Origin of the sequence: Halanaerobium sp. MA284_MarDTE_T2 (assembly GCF_003337245.1) — a bacterium.
Classification (GTDB): Bacteria; Bacillota; Halanaerobiia; order Halanaerobiales; family Halanaerobiaceae; genus QPJE01.
Window position 1 is genome coordinate 41,110 of record NZ_QPJE01000004.1, and the last position, 19,224, is coordinate 60,333.

Sequence of the window (19,224 nt, forward strand, 5' to 3'; positions counted from 1 at the left end):
TTTGACATTAATATGGGAAAAATATATAATGTAAATGTTAAGTGTTTAGATAAACTTATACGGAAAGGGGAGGTAAATATGAGCGGAGAATATCATGAACCACTTGAAAAATTGACACCTGAGGCAGTGGAGTATCACAGGATAATTAAAAGTGTGATCGAAGAAATGGAAGCTATAGATTGGTACAATCAACGTGCTGTAGCTACAGATGATCCAGAAGTACAGGCTATTGTTGAACACAACCGTGATGAGGAAATTGAACACGCATGTATGGGCCTGGAATGGCTGCGCCGAAATAGTCCTGTCTGGGATGAAATGTTGAGGACTTTTCTTTTTCAAACTGCAAAGATAACAGAAATTGAAGAAGATGGTGAAGTTGAAGAGGCTGAAAATGTATCAGGTGATGGTTCACTAGGTCTCGGCAATATGAGAGGAGGCGAATAGTAATGAATGTATTAAAACGTTCATTAGCTCCATTCCCTGCAGAAGCATGGGATTTTTTGGATGAAGAGGCAAAAGAAGTTCTGGAATTAAAATTAAAAGCCAGAAAAATTGTAGGTTTTAAAGGTCCTTTTGGTCTTGATCTATCTGCAATAAATACAGGTCGTTTTGCACCAATGGGAGTAGAAGATGTTGAGGGTGTTACCTATGCATCTCGCGAAGTACTGCCCCTTGTAGAAATAAAAGTTCCATTTAAAATGAAATTGACTGAAATAGAAGCTCTTGCCCGTGGTGCTGAAGATGTAGAAACTGACCCACTGCTGGAAGCAGCAAAAAAACTTGCCAAAGCTGAAAATAAGGCTGTATTTTTTGGACTTGAAAAGGCAGGAATAACCGGTATTCTGGAAGCATCAGAATATAGTGAGGTAAGTCTATCAGGTGGAGAAAAAGAAATGATTACAGGTCTGCTTAAAGCACTGTCACTATTTGAAGAAAATGGTGTTGGTGGAGATAAAAGGCTTTTATTAGGACCTGAATTATATTCTCTTCTTTATGAACTTGATGACAAAGGCTATCCACTAAAACGAAAAGTTGAGGAAATGGTGGAAAATGGTGCCCTGTTAGTACCTGATCTTGGCAATAGAGGTCTGCTTGTTTCTGAACGAGGTGGAGATTTCGAATTAACAGTTGGTCAGGATATTTCACTTGGATATACTGGATATGAAGGTGATGAAGTAGAATTGTTCTTCTTAGAAACTTTCACCTTTAGAGTCAATGGTCCTGAAGCAGCTGTAGTTTTAAAATAAATTTAAGTGTTAAAATACCGCCATATGGCGGTATTTTATTGTTGGAATAGCGAACATTTGTATACATAATAACCTATATAAAATGAAGTAGGAAAAGTTCAGGAAGCTGCAGAAAAGGTGAGGAGAGAAAACCAGAGAATAAAAGGATTGTTAAGTTTTAAAGAGAGCAGTTTAAATAGGGTTTATGTGGGAAAAATACTGGGAAAATTTGATGAAAATATCTGGAAAAAATATTAAGCAGGTTTTAGCTAATATATATAGAAATACATATAGTAATCAGTAATTAATAATAGTAATCAGTAATTAATAAAAATAAAATAAGTATAAATTTAGAGAAACTATTTTTTGTAATACAGAAGATGAGGAATGATTATATGCAGAAAAAGAAAATTATGGCTGTTTTTGGAACAAGGCCTGAGGCAATAAAGATGGCCCCGGTAATAAAAGAATTGAAAAAACAGCATGAATTTGAAGTTTTAGTTACAGCAACAGCACAGCACCGTGAAATGCTCGATCAGGTGCTTGATCTTTTTTCAATAAAAGTAGATTATGATCTGGACATTATGAAAAAAAATCAGACTTTATCTGATATTACAATACGTGTTTTATCAGAAATCGAGATTATTCTTGAACAGGAAAAACCAGATTTAATTTTGGTGCATGGTGATACTTCTTCAACATTTGTTGGGGCTCTGGCATCATTTTATCATCAGATTGAGGTGGCCCATGTTGAAGCAGGATTAAGAACTCATAATAAATATTCACCATATCCTGAAGAAATTAATAGAAGACTTACAGCTGTACTGGCAGATATACATTTTGCTCCCACCAGAACTGCAGCAAAAAATCTTCTGTTAGAAAATGTTGCAGAGGAGAAAATTTTTGTAACAGGAAATACAGTAATTGATGCACTTTATGATACTGCAGACAAAAAATATAATTTTAGTGATAAAAACTTGAATAAAATTGATTTTAAAAATAAAAAAATTTTGTTATTAACAGCACACCGCAGAGAAAATCTGGGTAAAGGAATGGAAAATATATTTAGGGCTGTTCTCCATCTAACAGAAAAATATGATAATGTAGAAGCTGTATTTCCAGTTCATTTAAATCCTTCAGTGAGGGAATTAAGCAGTTCAATACTGGAAGGCAAAAAAAATATTCACCTTATTGAACCTCTGGATTATCTGCCTTTTGTAAATTTAATGGATCGATCATACTTGATACTTACAGATTCAGGGGGCATACAGGAGGAAGCTCCATCACTTGGGAAACCGGTACTGGTTTTAAGAGATACGACAGAAAGGCCTGAAGCACTTAAAGCCAGGACAGTTATCAAAACAGGAACTGATTATTATAAAATTATGGAAACAGCATCAAAGCTAATAGAAAATGAGGATGATTATAAAAATACCTGCGAAAAAATGAATCCATATGGGGATGGAAATTCCGCAGTAAGAATAAGCGATTTTTTAAAATATTATTATGGATATTCTGATAAACTGCCTGACGAATTTGAATCTCTGTAGATGAATTTTAAAGAACTTTGATTATGTAATATATTTTCAGCAAAAACACAGTCTTAAAATATCTAAAACAAATATTTTCCAGTATAAAGCAGGATTTTCCGTTAATTTATTTAATACTATAAGTGGAGGAGTTTCGATTATAAGGAAGTAAAGGAGGTAATAAAGTTGGATTTAAATATTCTTATTGGAGGAGAAGCAGGTCAGGGGTTGAAAACTGTTGAATCCCTGCTTACCAAAACATTTTCGCGCTATGGATATTATCTTTTCAGCAGTAAAGATTATATGTCTCGTATTAGAGGTGGACACAACTTTATGCAGGTTAGAATAAGTGATGAAAAAATTGATGGGCCTGATCCAGGAATTGATTTACTCCTTGCCCTTAATGAAGAAACTGTAGAAATTCACCGAGATGATGTTAATGAAGATGGTATTATTATTTCTTCATCTGGTGAGGAAGAAGATGATATTGTAAAGATAGATGCAGCCAGTATGGCAGAAGAAATTAATCCGAAAGCAGTTAATACGGTGTTTGTTGGAACTGCTTTAAAGGTGCTGGGTTTACCCATTACTGAAGCAGAAAAAGTGCTTGAAGAGCATTTTGCTGATAAAAAAAGTGTTATTGAAGACAATAAAAAACTACTAAAGAAGGGTTATGAAGCAGGAAAACAGCTATTTAATTTAAAAGATCTGGGAACTAAAAAAGATAGAATGGTTATTGATGGAAATAGTGCGGTCGGTCTTGGAGCAGCACTTGCAGGTGTCAGTTTTTATGCTGCCTATCCAATGTCCCCATCCACAGGTATTTTAAATTACCTGGCAGGGAAACAGGAAGAACTGGGTATTGTTGTTGAACAGGCAGAAGATGAAATTGCAGCAATAAATATGGTTCTTGGAGGTTCCTATAGTGGAATGCGGTCTATGACAGGTACTTCTGGTGGAGGACTGGCCCTTATGGCCGAAGGAGTTGGACTGGCTGGAATTACAGAAACTCCAGTAGTAATTGCTGATGTACAGCGTCCTGGTCCTGCTACAGGTCTCCCCACTAGAACAGGACAGGGGGATCTGCTTTTTGCAGTTAATATTTCTCAGGATGAATTTCCCCTTATGGTTCTGGCACCTAAGGATCAGGAAGATGCAGTTTATCAGACATTTCGGGCTTTTGATATTGCAGAAAAATATCAGATACCGGTAATTATATTAAGTAATCAGTTTTTGGCAGATGCATCTAAAACAATAGACAGAATAAATCTTGATGATTTAAAAATAGAGCGCTATTTTGTAGATGAAGATCAGGTAGAAGAAGAATATAAACGTTATAAATATACAGCAGATGGTATATCACCGAGGGCATATCCGGGCCAGCTTAAAGGCCAGATTGTGCTGACCGACAGTGATGAGCACGATGAACTGGGCCATATTGTTGAAGATGGAGAAAAAAGAAATATGATGGTCAAAAAAAGAGCCAAAAAACTGCAGAAATTGAAAGATAACGACCTCTGTGAGCCAGATTATTATGGATCTGATAAGCCGGAATATATTTTTGTCGGTTGGGGTTCTACTGCTGGGCCGATAGCTGAGGCAAGAAAGATGCTTTCAGATGAATTTAAAGTGGCACAGCTTGCATTTGGAGATGTCTGGCCTTTACCAGAAAAAACCATCAGAGAAAAAGCAGAAAATGGAGCAGAACTGATTTTTGTTGAGAGTAATGCCAGTTCACAGTTTGCCAGACTTGTTAGAAGTGAAACAGGAATAAAAGCAGATTACAGTATTGTAAAATATGATGGACGTCCTTTCTCAGGTAGAGAAATCTATAGAAGATTTAAGGAAGAGGTGAAATAATAATGGCAGAACTAAAAAATTTTGAAGCAGACCGTGAAACTGCCTGGTGTCCTGGATGTGGCAACTTTCCACTCAGGACAGCGCTTTCTGAAGCTCTGACTGAAATGGATTTAAATCCGGAACAGATAACGATGTTTACCGGAATCGGTCAGGCTGCAAAGATGCCTCACTATATAAAAGTAAATGGGTTTAATGGTCTACACGGCAGATCTTTGCCTCCAGCAGTTGGTATGAAGCTGGCCAATCCAGAAATGACAGTAATTGTTGAATCAGGAGATGGATGCAGCTATGGTGAAGGTGGAAATCACATTCTGCACAATATAAGGCGGAATCTTGACATTATTCATCTTGTCCATGACAATCAGATTTATGGTCTAACAAAGGGACAGGCATCTCCCACAACTGGATATGATATTAAAACCGATGTACAGACACACGGCATTAATGCTGAACCGTTTAACCCGGTTAGGTTTGCTGTGGGAATGAAGGCCAGTTTTGTAGCCAGGAGCTTTGTTGGTGATAGAGAACACCTTAAAGAAATGATAAAAGCTGCCAGACAGCACAGAGGTTATGCTTTAATAGATATTTTTCAGCCCTGTGTATCTTTCAATAAGGTTAATACCTATCAGTGGTATAAAGAAAGAGTATATAAATTGAAAGATCATGATCCATCTGATTATGAAGCTGCAGTTAGATTAGCAGATGAATTTGGAGATAAGATTCCAATAGGGATAATTTATAAAGAAGAAAAGCCAACTTTTAGAGATAGGATACCATTTCTTGGAGATAGAGCTCTTGTCAATAGAAAAGTTGAGGTTCAGGACATGGAGTATTTGCTGGATGAATTTAAATAAAATTTAGTGTTTATTTGTTTATTAATCAGAAAAGACTTAATTTGGTTCTGTCTAAAAATCTATGAAAAAGTGATATTGAAGTTAGAAATTTCAAAGGAGGATAATAATGAATATTTATGATTTTGCTATTAATTTTGAAAGAGAGAATCGCGAATTTTACGAAAAATGTGCTGCAGAATCAGCAAGTGATAACTTAAAACAGGTTTTTTTGGATCTGGCCGAAGAAGAGAAAAAACATGAAGAAATAGTAAAACAGCTTAAAGAAGAAAAAACAGTTGATGAAGTTGAAGCAGGTATTCTGCCAAAAGCTAAAAAAGCTTTTGAAAAGATTTCAAAGGAACTTCCAGAAGGTGTACTGCCAAAAGAACAGGTTGATGTTTATAAACAGGCTAAAGACATGGAAACAAAAAGCTATGATTTTTATACAGAAAAAGCTGAAGAATCAGATCTCCCACAGGTCAAAAAAACATTTAAGAGGCTGGCCGAAGAAGAGAAAAAACACGAAAAAATTATAGAAAACATTGTTGAAATGGTAAATCGCCCCAACACATGGCTTGATGATGCAGAATGGTATCATCTGGAAGATTATTAAAAAACAGCAGCTTATATACCATTTATAAGTGTAATTATGAAGTTAAAATTTAAACTTCATAATTATATTACTTATATTACTTATTTAATCCATTCAATTAATTTATTCAATAAAATATTGGAATAAGACTATAATTTAAATCAGGAACAGAGAAAATAAATAGATAACTTTTCTCTTAATATAAGGTTATATCTATTTGTTCTCTGTTTCTGATATTTTATTGTGAAATATTTTCTGAAAATTTAATTTTTTATCATTTACATGTTTTATAATATTGATGTGTCCACAAAAATGAGTTAGAGAGCAAATAACCTTTTGATGGGAGAACCTAATATTTAAATAAAGAAAAAATTGTTAAAAAATGGGGAGAATCTTTAAAAATATCTGGACTTTCCCCATTTTTTATATACTGCTGCAAAAAGGGAAGATGCAGGAATATTGAAATTTTTAGTCAATGAATCTTAACGAAATGAAGGAAGAAATAGGGTTGAACTGCAGGATGGAGTGAGCTAATCATGAGTCAGGAGGACTCATTGATTAGTGTGCCCTATTTCACAACCGAATTGTGTTTTAGATAAATCTAAAAATTTCGTTGATGACTAAAGCCCCCTTTTTGCAGCTTGAAAATAAATTTTGGGGAAACTCCTATTAAAAATATCTATTGAACTTTTTTTTCTTTAGTGTTAAACTACTATAGATATTATATCTATAGGAGGAAATATTTTATGATTAAGATATTATTAGGTGGATTGTTAATTTTTATGGCTAGAGTTGTCGACGTATCTTTAGGTACAATGCGGGTTCTTATGATATTTAAATCTCAGAGATTATATGCAGCATTAATTGGTTTTGTTGAGGTGATAGTATATATTATTGCCTTAAATAGAGTAGTTACAACCCTTGACAATCCATTTAATTTAATTGTATATGCACTGGGTTTTGCAGTAGGTAATTTTGTTGGAAGTCTGCTTGAAGAAAAAGTTGCTATTGGGCAGGTAACTGTTAATGTAATAACATCCAATACAAGTTGTGAAATGATAGAACAAATGAGAGGAGAAGGATATGGAGTAACTGTTGTAGATGGTGAAGGGAAAAAAGGGAAGAAAAAAATACTTTTTGTAACACTGGAAAGAAAAAATTTAAGGCATTTTTTCGAAATTATTGATGATTGTGAACCTGAATCATTTGTCAATATTCTGGATTCGCGTTCTACTAGAGGGGGATATTTTAAAACTGCAAAGAAAAAATAGTGTAATATATGCTTATGTGATATAGCTCATAGAATATAATATTGACTAATATATAATTATACTTGACTGAGGTACTTGATTTTGTCTGTTTTTTTTAAATTTATGGATTAAAATTTTTTAGTCCATAATGGATTATTTTTAAAAGGGAGGAATATATTATGTCAATGTTTTGTTATCAGTGTCAGGAAACAGCTAAAAATGAAGGCTGTACAGCAAGAGGTGTCTGTGGGAAAGATGCAGATGTTGCAAATTTACAGGATTTATTGATATTTGTGCTCAAGGGTATTTCTGTTTATGCCGAAAAGGCTGAAGAAGAAGGTGTGGAGGTTTCTAAAAAAACAGCTCCATTTATTATGGAAGGTCTATTTGCAACAGTAACAAACGTAAACTTTAATCCAGAAAGATTTGAAGACTTAATTGAAGAGGCTTTTGCATTGCGAGATGAAGTTAAAGCAAAATTTGAAAAAACATATAAAGAAAATCATGGCAAAGAATTTGATGGAGATCTGCCCGAACACTGTACATGGTACAGTGATAGTGCTGAAGACTTTTACAGCAAAGGTGAAAATATAGGTGTGCTGGAAACAGAAGATGTAGATGTAAGATCTCTAAGAGAACTGGCTACATATGGACTCAAGGGTATTGCAGCTTATGGAGATCATGCCAGAATTCTGGGCAAACATAAAGAGGAAATAGATAAGTTTACACAAAAATGCCTGGCAGCCACTACTGATGACAGTTTAAGTGTAGATGATCTGGTTGGTCTGGTTATGGAAACCGGAGAAATGGCTGTAGAGACAATGGCTATACTTGATGAAGCAAATACTTCAACTTATGGACATCCGGAGCCAACAGATGTAAATATTGGAGTTAGTGATAACCCTGGTATTTTAATCAGTGGTCATGATCTAAAAGATATGGAAGAATTATTAGAGCAGACTGAGGGTACTGGTATAGATGTTTATACACATGGAGAAATGCTGCCAGCTAACTCATATCCAGCATTCAAAAAATATGATCATTTTGTAGGTAATTATGGTGGTTCATGGTGGCATCAGGATAAAGAATTTGAATCATTTAATGGTCCAATTCTTATGACAACAAACTGTATTACACCTGTTAAAGATTCTTATAAAGATAGAATATTTACAACAGGAATGGCAGGATATCCTGAGGTAACCCATATTCCTGATCGTAAAAAAGGAGAAAGCAAAGATTTTTCTGAACTGATCAAATTGGCTAAAACTTGTGATTCACCAGTTCAGTTAGAAGAAGGTACAATACCTGGTGGTTATGCCCGCAACACTGTAATGAGTGTAGCTGACAAGGTAATTGAGGCTGTAAAAAATGGAGATATAGGACGCTTTGTAGTAATGGCTGGCTGTGATGGCCGCTTTAAATCCAGAGAATACTTTACAGATGTGGCTAAAGAATTACCAGAAGATGCTGTGATTCTAACAGCTGGCTGTGCTAAGTACCGCTACAACAAGCTTGATCTGGGAGATATTGGTGGAATTCCAAGAGTATTAGATGCCGGTCAGTGTAATGACTCTTATTCCTTAGCTTATATTGCTTTACAGCTTAAAGAAGCTATGGATGTAGATGATATCAATGATTTACCAATTTCTTATGATATTGCCTGGTATGAGCAGAAAGCTGTAGCAGTATTACTTGCACTGCTATCTCTGGGGATCAAAGGAATTCGTCTAGGACCCACACTGCCAGCATTTATATCAGAGAATGTATTAAATGTACTGGTTGATAAGTTTGATATTAAGCCAACCGGTGATGTTAAAGAAGATGCTGCAGCTATTATGGCTGGTGAATAAGAATTTTAATAATGATTGACTATTTAAGGCCTGTCAGCATATTGCCGGCAGGTCTTTTTTTAGTTGATATTATTAAACATATATTTACTTATAGAAAATAGAAAAACATACCTAATTATTGTATAATAGTAAACAATAAGATCATTTAAATACCAATAAAAAGGGATGGTTTTGTTACATATTATTATATAATTTGATTTAATTGAAAAAAATCTCGGTTCAAATTATTGATTTTTTAGGTAAAAAGTTATATATTTAATAAAGAGGATAATATTGCATTAGTCTGGTAAAAATAATAAATCCAACTATAATTTGGAATGCGGAGGGGTTTTATGCTTAATATTGGAATAATTGGTGCAGGTTCTGGTGGAGTCTCTATTTTAGATACTTTTTTGAATATGGATGACATAAATATCATTGGAGTTTGTGATTCAGATTTTTCTGCTCCAGGAATTATTAAAGCAAAAGAAAATAGTATTCCTGTTTATGATGATTTTAATGATCTTTTAAATTTAAAAGGAGAAAAAGTAATTTTAGAGGTCACTGGAAATAGAAAGCTGTCAGAATTGGTGAAAGAATCAGCAGATGCAGAAACAAAGATTATTGATTCAGAAACTGCTTTAATTCTTTTTAAAATTGTTAATTCCAGAGAAGATATGATACAAAAAATGGAAGAAGAAGCAGATAAACTCAGTCGACTTGCCGGTGATATTGGGAGTACAATTGAGGAAATCAGCAGCCTCAACCAAAAAAATATAAAGGATCTGGATGAGACAGCAGAGAAATTAAGATCTGCCTCAGAAAGCAGTAAAACAAACCTTCAGAAAACAAATGATATAGTAAAATTTATTAAAACAGTTTCTGATCAGACAAAGATGCTGGGATTAAATGCCGCAATAGAAGCGGCAAGAGCAGATGTAAAAGCAAATGGATTTAATGTAGTTGCAGATGAAATAAGAAAACTAGCAGATGAGACAGGATCTTCAGTTAAGGAGATAACAGGATTTATTAATAATCTTAATGAAGCAACTGAAAATACTCGAATTAATATTAAAGTTATGAACGAGAGAGTTGTTAAATTTACAGAAAACGAAAAGATTATAACAGAAAAACTTCAAAATGCAGCAGTTGAAATGACTGATATGGCTGAAAGCCTAGCTAAAATAATTGAATAAAACTTCGAAAATTAAAATAAATGATAGGTGAAATTATATTCTGTGGAGTGGAATGAGATTTATGACAGCTGCCGGCATATTAAAAATAGAAATAGATGTAGATATAACGTTTGTAATGGAAAGATTGAGTGAATGGTTATCAACAACCTATCCGATTAAAGTTTAAATAAAAAGTAGAAGTTATATATACTGATACAAATTTTTTTGTAGAAAATGGTGAAAGAAATATAAAGGTAGAAAAACAGCCCTCGAGGGCTGTTTTTTAATGATAATTTTTCAATTCTTCCGGTTTATATATTATTATTTTTTTTCTGGAGGTTTTTATAATCCCTTCACTTTCAAACCGGCTCAGCATTCTGGAAACAGTTTCACGGCTGCTGCCGATCATACTGGCAAGTTCCTGCTGTGTAAGAGGTATATCAAGAATTATATTTCCATTTTTTTCTATACCATATTTTTGAGATAAAAAAGTCAGCAGGCTGGCCATTTTTCCAGAACTGTCTTTTAAAGCAATATCTCTTACATTTTGCTGTGCTCTGCGCAATCTGGTGCTCATTTCCTGCAGCAGTTTAATTCCAATAGCGGGATTTTCCATAATTACATTTTCTAAATCAGCCTGATTAAAAATTATCAAATCAGTTTTTTTCATTGTTACTGCACTGGCAGGATAATTTCCCCTGTCAAAAGCAACTATTTCAGCAATTATATCATTATTGGAGAAAATATTTAATATTTGTTCATCTCCATTTTCAATCATCTTTACCAGTTTGACCTGGCCGGATTTGATAACAAAGAATTTGCTGCCTGTTTCTCCTTCAAAAAAAATGTATTCACCTTTTTTATACTTTTTTTCGGATGCAATACTATTTATAACTTTCAATTCATCTTCTGATAAAAGACTAAAAAAAGGCACATTATTTTTTATCGACATTAATTTCACCTCTACTAACATATTATATTCTATATAATATGATAATCAATTTTTTTTAAAATTACAAGGAATTAGGTGACATAAGTCACAGATTAAAGTTGAGTTAAATGCTAAACTTTATATTGTAAGCAAAATTGATTGATATTGAATAATAATATTACATTTTGTGTTTAAATATATGCAGTTATATAATTGGTTTTACAGATTTTAAAATTATTTTAAAACAAAGCAGGAGTGATAAAAATGAGCAATAAATATTTTTCTCGAGATGATAATTTAGCAGAAATATGCCGACAGTATCCTGAACTGATATCAGTACTGGTAAACAGAGGTTTTGAACAGCTGGCTGATAAAGAAAAAAGGAAAAGTTTTGGTAGGATGATTACTCTTAAACAGGCGGCAGAAATAAAGCAGATCAATCTGGATAAGTTAGAAGATATTTTAATAGAAAAAATAGAAAGTGATAACTTTATAGGAAAAAAGGCTCAAAATACTGCTGATCAGATAAGAGTTGAAGGGTTATTACCCTGTCCGGTTAAAATACCTATATTTGAAGAACTGGAGAAGCTGGCTGATGATCTGAATTATCCTCTTTCGCTAAACCTAAAGTCTGCTTCTCAGGGGCTCGACTGGCTAAAAAAAGGATTATTAAAAATTGATAGTGAAGAAGAAATTTCGGATATATTTATTTCCGCTGGTTTTGATCTTTTCTTTGACAAAAATTTAATAGATAAGTATAGAAGGCAGGGAGTATTTAAAGATTTAAGTGGGATTAATGATTTAAATAAAGATTTTAAAGATAATAATATTGATCTGCTGGATCCTGAAGGGGACTATTCAGTAATAGGGGTTGTGCCTGCAGTATTTATTGTTAATATGGAAGAGCTGGGAGGTAGAGATATACCCAAAACATGGAAAGATATACTTTCTGAAGAATTTACTGATAGTGTCAGTCTTCCGGTAAGTGACTTTGATTTATTTAATGCAATTCTGCTTAATCTCTACAAAAAGTATGGTCGGGAATCTATTTTAAGATTGGGCAGATCTATGAAAAAATCTCTGCACCCAGCACAGATGGTTAAAGAAGGTGGAAGAAAAGACGAAGATCAGCCTGCAGTTACTATAATGCCGTACTTTTTTACCAGAATGGCAAAGAGATTTTCTCACATGAAATTTGTCTGGCCTGAAGATGGTGCGATTATAAGTCCAATCTTTATGCTGAGCAAAAAGAAAAATGCTGATAGAATTAAACCATTAATTGACCTTCTTTCTTCAGTAAAAATCGGCAAAATTCTTTCCGAGCAGGGTCTCTTTCCCAGTGTTCTTCCGGGAATTAATAATAATCTTCCAGAAGGTGCAGATTTTATGTGGCCGGGCTGGGATTTTCTGCGCAGCAGTGATCCCGGTCAGCTGCTTAAAGAGCTGGAAAATGAATTTACAAAAACTGCTGGAGGTGTGCTGGTAGGATGAATTTAGTAACTTTTTCTGGACCACCATCTTCTGGTAAAACTGCTGTAATTTTAAAAACAATTGAATCACTACATGACAGAGGTTTAAAGGTAGGTGTTGTTAAATTTGACTGCCTTTATACTGATGATGACTTACTTTATAAAAAAGTGGGTGTTCCTGTAAAAAAAGGTTTATCAGGTTCACTGTGTCCTGATCATTATTTTGTCAGCAATATAGAAGAAGTAGTGCAGTGGGGCTTGGATAAAGAGCTTGATTTGCTTATCACTGAAAGTGCCGGATTATGTAATCGGTGTTCCCCATATATAAAGGATGTCAAAGCAGTCTGTGTAATAGATAATTTAAGCGGAATTAATACACCACGCAAAATAGGCCCAATGCTTAAAACTGCAGATATGGTTGTTATAACTAAAGGAGATATTGTTTCACAGGCGGAAAGAGAAGTGTTTGCATCAAAGGTAAATACTGTTAACCCTGATGCACTCGTAATGCATGTAAATGGATTGACAGGCCAGGGTTCTTTTGAATTTTCAACCCTATTGTTTGATGAAGATGAAGATATCAATACGGTAAAAGGTAAAAAATTAAGATTTTCTATGCCTTCTGCTATGTGTTCTTACTGTCTGGGTGAAACTAGAATAGGAGAAGAACATCAGCTGGGTAATGTAAGAAAAATAGATTTGGGTGATAGTGGTGTATAGTAAAATAGAGATAAAAAATACAAGTATAGAAGAGATTATTAAGAAATATCCATATATCGAAAATTTTTTTAAAGAACAGGAAATTCCAATTGAGAATAAATCTCAGACATTGAATGAGATATTTAAAAACATAAGCAGTATTGAAAGGGAAGATATTGTTTATTCTGAAGATGAGACTGCTGAAAAACTGATTCAATATATAAAAAACATGCAGGAATTTTTGGGAGTAGAAGACAACACTGTAAAAAATTTATCAATTCTTCCAGGTAAAGATAAAGAAGGATATGCAGAAAAATACGAAAAATTAACTATTAAAAATGGAGAGATTATTTCAATTGTTGGACCAACAGGATCGGGGAAAAGCCGCCTGCTGGCAGATATAGAATGGACTGCCAGTGGAGATACCCCAACTGGAAGACATATTTTAATAAATGGAGAAAAAGCTGACAAAAAATGGAGATTTTCCGGAGGCAAAAAATTAGTTGCACAGCTGTCTCAAAATATGAACTTTGTTATGGATCTTTCTGTTGAAGAGTTTTTGCACCTTCATGCGGAGAGCCGATTGATAGAAAATGAAGATCAGGTAGTGGAAAGAATAATAGAAGAAGCAAATAGGCTTGCAGGTGAAAAATTCTCCCCTGGAGCTCAGATAACGGGTTTAAGTGGTGGGCAGTCCCGGGCATTAATGATAGCTGATACAGCTATTTTGAGTTCATCTCCGATAATATTAATCGATGAAATAGAAAATGCCGGAATTAATAGAGAAAAAGCACTAAAACTGCTTGTTGGAGAAGAAAAAATTGTTCTGATGGCAACTCATGACCCAATACTGGCACTGATGGGTGATAGAAGAATAATTATCAATAATGGTGGAATAGCAGATATTATCAAAACATCAGAAAAAGAAAAATCTATGTTAAAAGAACTAAAAGAGATTGATAGTTATTTAAATGAACTGCGTGAGGATCTGCGTTATGGAAGAGAATTGAAGAGAAATAACATTTTTTCTCTGTATGATGCATAATCCTATTGAAAGTATATTATAAAAAATGTATAATTAAATTAATTAAAGAGGCAGTTTAAACTGCCTCTTTACTTGTGTAAATAGGAGAGAAAATGGGAAGAAAACTATGATGAGAGAATTTTAAAAAAGACAATCTTTAACTTTTACTCATGCTCTGAAGATTTTACGGAAGTAAATGATTATGGTAAAGGAAGGAAATAAAAGGATGGATAAAAATGTATGACAGACAATTTGAAAGAGAATTATCAATAATAAATGATTTACTTTTAGGATATTCCAGTAAATTTTCGCACCTGCTGGATAATGCAGATTTGATGACATATGAACTACCTTTAAATACTGCAGTTGTATTTAAACTATCATCAGAGGCTGATTATTATAAAAAAAGTAATTTTACCAGAAGAGATGAAGAAAATGAGATTATACAAATAATAAAAAATACAGGTAGAGAAGAAAATATAGAGCTGGCTGTTTCCAATATATATCCCGGTTATTTTGTATTATTTTTCAAAAATGAGGTACTTTCACCTTCAAATGAAAGCTATCAACAAAGCCTGAACTTTGTAAGGACTATCCTGGATAGATTAAAAGCAGAAAAAGGCTGGAAATTTACATGTGGAATAGGAAGAAGCTATGAAAAAATTAAAGGACTTTTATTCTCTTACAGAGAAGCAGCAGATGTTTGTGAAACAGCTGCCTTTCAGCAGAAAGAAGTAGCTCATATTGAAGAGCTTTTTTTACCTGCCGGCAGTCGAGATGAAAAAGAAAATTTTCTGGATTTAGAAGAGGAACTATTCGAGAATATAGACAGGGGTAATGATGATTTAATTCCGGGTATTATGAAATCAATTGTTGTAAATATATGTAGAGAAAAAATTCAGCCGGACAAAATAAAGCTTACAGTAATGGAATTTATAAATGATCTGATTAAAAAATTGGAAGAAGATCTTGTTGATTCAGGTAGATTTTTGGATAATTACTATCAGTATGTAGAAAAAATTATTGGTTTGGCGACAGAGGATGAACTTTTTGTACTAATAGAAAGATTATCAACAAGAGTGATAGATATTATCAGAAGAAGTGGTAATGTACTTAAAGATCAGAAACAGATTAGGCGAGCACTGCTTTATATGGAAGATAATTATAACAGAGATCTAACTTTGGAGGAAGTAGCTGATGAAATTGGGCTGAGTTTTTATTATTTCAGCCACCTTTTTAAAGAAGAAGTTGGAGAAAATTTTATTACATATTTAAACCGCCTCAGAATAAGGAAAGCTAAAGAACTGCTTAAAGAAACAAATTTAAACATATCAGAAATAGCCTTTAAAGTTGGTTTTAATACACCAAATTATTTTACCAGAGTTTTTAAAGAATTTGTTAATATGCCGCCCAGTAAATATAGAACAGAGAACTTCGGACAAAAAGGATTTTAAATCTGCACAATTTTGTGCTAAATTTCAAATCATAATTGTATTTTTAAAATTTGAGATGTTTTTAACAAAAATAGATAGAAAAGCAAAAAAATGTGATACAGGAGATGCCTTTCAGGTGGAGAAAATATTTAACAGTAAGTTATTATTATTAATCTATTCTGGGAGGTATTTATTTTATGTCAGATGACATTAGTGTTTATGATTCGGTTGTAAAACAGCTGAATGAGGCAGCAGATCAATTGGGTTTAGATCAACAGGTACGGGAACTTTTACAGGAACCTATAAGAACTCTCAAAGTATCAATACCTGTCCGTATGGACAGTGGAAAAGTAAAAATATTTAAAGGAATGAGGTGCCAGCATAATGATGTTCTTGGCCCGACCAAGGGGGGAATTCGTTTTCATCCTCAGGTGGATGAAAATGAAGTTAAAGCACTTGCATCCTGGATGACGTTTAAATGTTCGCTTGTAGGTATTCCTTTTGGGGGTGCCAAAGGAGGAGTTGAATGTGATCCGTTGAGTATGAGTCAGGGAGAACTGGAAAGACTGAGCAGAGGCTTTATTAGAGCTATAGCTCCTCTTATTGGTCCTGATAAGGATATTCCTGCTCCTGATGTTTATACAAATCCACAGGTTATGAGCTGGTTTATGGATGAGTTTTCTCAGCTTAAAGGAGTAAACTCTCCTGGTCTTGTGACTGGTAAACCAATTGTTTTAGGAGGTTCATTTGGGCGTGACTCTGCAACTGCAAAAGGACTAATGTATGTGGCCAGAGAAATGTCTAAAGCTTTTAATATAGATTTGGATGGCGCCCGAGTTGTTGTGCAGGGGTATGGCAATGTTGGCAGTTTTACTGCTGAATTTCTGCATGACCTGGGCTGTAAGATTGTAGCAGTTAATGAGGTCTATGGTGGAGTATATAATCCAGATGGATTAGAACCCTGTCACTTAAATGAACTCAAAAAAGAAGGTAAGCAGGTTTGTGATTATGAAAACTCTCAGGTTATAGAAAATGAAGAAATTTTTTCTCTTGACTGTGATATTCTTGTTCCAGCTGCACTGGAAAATCAAATCACTCCAGAAGTCGCCAGAAAAATTAAAGCCGATTATATTATAGAAGCCGCTAATGGGCCTACAACACCTGAAGCAGATAAGATTCTCCAGGAGAGAGGAATTACTGTTATTCCTGATATACTTGCTAACTCAGGTGGTGTTACAGTTTCTTATTTTGAATGGGTGCAGAATCTTTATCACTACTACTGGACCAGAGATGAAGTTGATTCTAAATTAGAAAAGATAATGGTTGATGCGTTTTCAAAAGTGTTTAAGATGAAAGAAGAGAGAGATGTAACTATGCGTATAGCAGCCTATATTGTTGCGATAGAGCGTTTAACTGAAGCAATGAAAAGCAGAGGCTGGCTTGAGTAGAATATGTACTTGATTTAAAAAATTAAATTTGTGGAATTGAAAATTTAGCATTATTATTTTGGGAATTGTGATAAATTTTATATATAATAAAATAATGCTAATAATGACAAAAGAGTGCAGGTTAACCTGCACTCTTCTGCGCTGCATGTGGTTTCTTAAAAAATTATATTAATCACCATTTTTTATAGCAGACTGTATATCCTGTGTTTTATGCTGTGACTCTGCATAAAGGTCGGTAATTAATTTCAGATGCTCATTTAATTTTTCCATAAAATAAAGAAGCAGTTTTATACTTGATTCATGAAATGTGTTAAAAAATTCCATAAGATCTTTCCTGTTAAAGCTGATCAGTGTTACAGGTTCAACTGCTTTTATATCCATCATATAAGGGGTGTTGTTTTCTGCTATTAGAGATGTTAATCCGAAAAAGTCACCGGGATTCATTTCAGCCAGTTCTATTTCTTCATGTCCATTTTCACTGTTTTCAGAAATTTTGACTTTGCCTGATAGAATGATATAGAGTGTGTTGTTGATATCATCACTGTTAATTATTATTTCATCAGGGTTAAACTGTTTGATCTCTGAGATGTTTATCAAATACATCTCTTCTTCTTCGGAAAGTTCCTGAAAAAGATCCAGGTTTAGGCTGGTAAAATTAGTTTCTACAGCAGCATCTAAATCGTCTTTTTTGTATCTTAGTTGTGTTTTTTTGAATATTTTATTTAAAGTATAAGAATTATCTCTGGCAAAATTGAGAAGTTCACGCCAATTTTTTTGTACTTCAAGATATTTTTTAAAAACATTATATTCTGGAACAGCATCATATTTGGAAATATAAATATTTTTAATAGAAGCTTTAGCATTTTCTACCTGTTCTCTTGTGAGGTAGTCGAGAGATAAAATGAGATTTGTTTTTGTAACTTTATCTTCAAGGTCTGGTTTCATAAATTCACCTGGATAAGGGTCAAAATCTTCTGGCTCTATCTTAATCATATTGGGACGCTCTTCCTGGCCTTCTATTTTTGCTTTTTCATAGAAAAATCTGTAGATATCCTGGCGCAGCCTCTGCCAGACAGCATGGTTTTTGGCTGGGGGAAGATGTTTAATAGAAAGGGTATTGTCGAGAAAAAAGTTGAAGCCAAACATCCTTGAGTTTATTACATAATCGATATCTTCACCGCGTGTCATTTCTGGATCAAAGGGTACAATTTTAAATAGATTGCGGTGAATAACCATCAATCCTCCAAAAGCAAAGGGGGTTTTCTTCAGTCTGGGTTCACTACCTATTATTTTATCAAAAGCTTTGGTTTTACTGCCAAATCTGTTCCAGAAGGTCATCCAGGGTTCAATCTCTACATCATCATAATATTCATTTTTTTTGTTAAGATAATAACCTGCTACAGCATCAACTGTTTGACCGTAGAGCCTTCCTCCTATAAATTCAACTGCTTTATCCATAAATTCTGGGTCTTCAAATATTTCGTCATCATCTATTAATACTGCTGTATCAGCTTCCAGAATATATGCAGTATATAAGCACATATTTCTAATGTTAGAATATCCTTTTAGAGAAAGAATAGAAGTATTTATTTCACTTAATCGTCTGTATTCCCTCTTTATCTCTGACAGATGGCTGTCCCCAATTACATAAGTTTTAACCGATGGTCTGTGTTCTGATACTATTTGAGAAACTTTTTTATAAGCTTCTTCCTGCAGTTCAGGTGTTGTTACTGCTACCAGGATAATTAGTTCATAATCTTTATTTTCTATTACCTGCATACTGTCCAGGGTTCTTCCCAGTGTACCTTCCTGATCAATAGGAGTAGGGTGGTCATAAATTTCATCTCCCATCTGCCAGCCTATTTCTGAATGCCGGCCCCAATATGTTGGTATAACCATAATTGTTTTCATATATTATTATACCTC

The 19,224-nt window shown here is 33.9% G+C and carries 16 protein-coding genes; 14 read left to right on the top strand and 2 right to left on the bottom strand.

Annotation, left to right across the window (positions count from 1 at the left end; translation table 11 throughout):
* The first annotated feature begins 78 nt into the window (after window positions 1-78).
* The 9 genes from DFR78_RS03025 to DFR78_RS03065 all read left to right on the top strand — a co-directional run bounded on the left by DFR78_RS03025 (window position 79) and on the right by DFR78_RS03065 (window position 10,315).
* Window positions 79-444, top strand: coding sequence for a ferritin-like domain-containing protein (locus tag DFR78_RS03025; protein ID WP_114457369.1), 366 nt, complete (start codon window positions 79-81; stop codon window positions 442-444).
* Window positions 445-446: 2 nt separating this feature from the next.
* Window positions 447-1,247 carry a family 1 encapsulin nanocompartment shell protein gene (locus tag DFR78_RS03030; RefSeq protein ID WP_114457370.1) on the top strand — a complete coding sequence of 267 codons (801 nt, stop codon included), beginning with the start codon at window positions 447-449 and terminating at the stop codon, window positions 1,245-1,247.
* A gap of 374 nt (window positions 1,248-1,621) precedes the next feature.
* Complete coding sequence (gene wecB / locus DFR78_RS03035) at window positions 1,622-2,776, top strand: non-hydrolyzing UDP-N-acetylglucosamine 2-epimerase (RefSeq protein ID WP_114457371.1); 1,155 nt, start codon at window positions 1,622-1,624, stop codon at window positions 2,774-2,776.
* A gap of 165 nt (window positions 2,777-2,941) precedes the next feature.
* Window positions 2,942-4,615, top strand: a complete 1,674-nt coding sequence (locus DFR78_RS03040; protein ID WP_114457372.1) for a 2-oxoacid:acceptor oxidoreductase subunit alpha — start codon at window positions 2,942-2,944, stop codon at window positions 4,613-4,615.
* 2 nt (window positions 4,616-4,617) lie between these two features.
* Window positions 4,618-5,469 carry a thiamine pyrophosphate-dependent enzyme gene (locus tag DFR78_RS03045; RefSeq protein WP_114457373.1) on the top strand — a complete coding sequence of 284 codons (852 nt, stop codon included), beginning with the start codon at window positions 4,618-4,620 and terminating at the stop codon, window positions 5,467-5,469.
* Between the two features lie 106 nt (window positions 5,470-5,575).
* Window positions 5,576-6,061: a ferritin family protein gene (locus DFR78_RS03050; RefSeq protein ID WP_114457374.1), complete on the top strand. Its 486-nt coding sequence runs from the start codon at window positions 5,576-5,578 to the stop codon at window positions 6,059-6,061.
* Window positions 6,062-6,786: 725 nt separating this feature from the next.
* Complete coding sequence (locus DFR78_RS03055; protein WP_114457375.1) at window positions 6,787-7,311, top strand: DUF2179 domain-containing protein; 525 nt, start codon at window positions 6,787-6,789, stop codon at window positions 7,309-7,311.
* Between the two features lie 164 nt (window positions 7,312-7,475).
* On the top strand, window positions 7,476-9,140 hold the full coding sequence (hcp, locus tag DFR78_RS03060; protein WP_369834901.1) for a hydroxylamine reductase: 1,665 nt from the start codon (window positions 7,476-7,478) through the stop codon (window positions 9,138-9,140).
* A gap of 332 nt (window positions 9,141-9,472) precedes the next feature.
* The gene (locus DFR78_RS03065; protein ID WP_158531699.1) at window positions 9,473-10,315 is read left to right on the top strand and encodes a methyl-accepting chemotaxis protein; all 843 of its coding nucleotides are present in this window, start codon (window positions 9,473-9,475) and stop codon (window positions 10,313-10,315) included.
* 262 nt (window positions 10,316-10,577) lie between these two features.
* Here the strand turns inward: DFR78_RS03065 and DFR78_RS03070 are convergent, their stop codons facing one another.
* Complete coding sequence (locus tag DFR78_RS03070) at window positions 10,578-11,246, bottom strand: Crp/Fnr family transcriptional regulator (RefSeq protein ID WP_114457378.1); 669 nt, start codon at window positions 11,244-11,246, stop codon at window positions 10,578-10,580.
* Between the two features lie 243 nt (window positions 11,247-11,489).
* Between DFR78_RS03070 and DFR78_RS03075 the strand changes: the two genes are divergently transcribed.
* From DFR78_RS03075 to DFR78_RS03095, 5 genes are all read left to right on the top strand, one after another.
* Window positions 11,490-12,716 carry an ABC transporter substrate-binding protein gene (locus tag DFR78_RS03075; RefSeq protein ID WP_114457379.1) on the top strand — a complete coding sequence of 409 codons (1,227 nt, stop codon included), beginning with the start codon at window positions 11,490-11,492 and terminating at the stop codon, window positions 12,714-12,716.
* Window positions 12,713-13,414 carry a GTP-binding protein gene (locus tag DFR78_RS03080; RefSeq protein ID WP_114457380.1) on the top strand — a complete coding sequence of 234 codons (702 nt, stop codon included), beginning with the start codon at window positions 12,713-12,715 and terminating at the stop codon, window positions 13,412-13,414. Before DFR78_RS03075 ends, DFR78_RS03080 begins: the two co-directional genes overlap by 4 nt.
* A complete protein-coding gene (locus DFR78_RS03085; RefSeq protein WP_199505542.1) occupies window positions 13,407-14,438 on the top strand; it encodes an ATP-binding cassette domain-containing protein in 1,032 nt (343 codons plus the stop codon). The genes DFR78_RS03080 and DFR78_RS03085 overlap by 8 nt, the downstream gene beginning before the upstream one ends.
* Before the next feature lie 215 nt (window positions 14,439-14,653).
* Window positions 14,654-15,871, top strand: a complete 1,218-nt coding sequence (locus DFR78_RS03090; RefSeq protein WP_114457381.1) for an AraC family transcriptional regulator — start codon at window positions 14,654-14,656, stop codon at window positions 15,869-15,871.
* Between the two features lie 176 nt (window positions 15,872-16,047).
* Window positions 16,048-17,298: a Glu/Leu/Phe/Val dehydrogenase gene (locus tag DFR78_RS03095; RefSeq protein ID WP_114457382.1), complete on the top strand. Its 1,251-nt coding sequence runs from the start codon at window positions 16,048-16,050 to the stop codon at window positions 17,296-17,298.
* 168 nt (window positions 17,299-17,466) lie between these two features.
* Here the strand turns inward: DFR78_RS03095 and DFR78_RS03100 are convergent, their stop codons facing one another.
* Window positions 17,467-19,209, bottom strand: a complete 1,743-nt coding sequence (locus DFR78_RS03100; RefSeq protein ID WP_114457383.1) for a cyclic nucleotide-binding domain-containing protein — start codon at window positions 19,207-19,209, stop codon at window positions 17,467-17,469.
* Window positions 19,210-19,224: the final 15 nt, after the last annotated feature.

Coding starts and splice junctions, on each gene's coding strand:
- DFR78_RS03055 (WP_114457375.1), top strand. CDS start 6,787: ATGATTAAGATATTATTAGGTGGATTGTTAATTTTTATGGCTAGAGTT.
- hcp (WP_369834901.1), top strand. CDS start 7,476: ATGTTTTGTTATCAGTGTCAGGAAACAGCTAAAAATGAAGGCTGTACA.
- DFR78_RS03090 (WP_114457381.1), top strand. CDS start 14,654: ATGTATGACAGACAATTTGAAAGAGAATTATCAATAATAAATGATTTA.
- DFR78_RS03050 (WP_114457374.1), top strand. CDS start 5,576: ATGAATATTTATGATTTTGCTATTAATTTTGAAAGAGAGAATCGCGAA.
- DFR78_RS03095 (WP_114457382.1), top strand. CDS start 16,048: ATGTCAGATGACATTAGTGTTTATGATTCGGTTGTAAAACAGCTGAAT.
- DFR78_RS03030 (WP_114457370.1), top strand. CDS start 447: ATGAATGTATTAAAACGTTCATTAGCTCCATTCCCTGCAGAAGCATGG.
- DFR78_RS03100 (WP_114457383.1), bottom strand. CDS start 19,209: ATGAAAACAATTATGGTTATACCAACATATTGGGGCCGGCATTCAGAA.
- DFR78_RS03045 (WP_114457373.1), top strand. CDS start 4,618: ATGGCAGAACTAAAAAATTTTGAAGCAGACCGTGAAACTGCCTGGTGT.
- DFR78_RS03075 (WP_114457379.1), top strand. CDS start 11,490: ATGAGCAATAAATATTTTTCTCGAGATGATAATTTAGCAGAAATATGC.
- wecB (WP_114457371.1), top strand. CDS start 1,622: ATGCAGAAAAAGAAAATTATGGCTGTTTTTGGAACAAGGCCTGAGGCA.
- DFR78_RS03080 (WP_114457380.1), top strand. CDS start 12,713: ATGAATTTAGTAACTTTTTCTGGACCACCATCTTCTGGTAAAACTGCT.
- DFR78_RS03070 (WP_114457378.1), bottom strand. CDS start 11,246: ATGTCGATAAAAAATAATGTGCCTTTTTTTAGTCTTTTATCAGAAGAT.
- DFR78_RS03025 (WP_114457369.1), top strand. CDS start 79: ATGAGCGGAGAATATCATGAACCACTTGAAAAATTGACACCTGAGGCA.
- DFR78_RS03065 (WP_158531699.1), top strand. CDS start 9,473: ATGCTTAATATTGGAATAATTGGTGCAGGTTCTGGTGGAGTCTCTATT.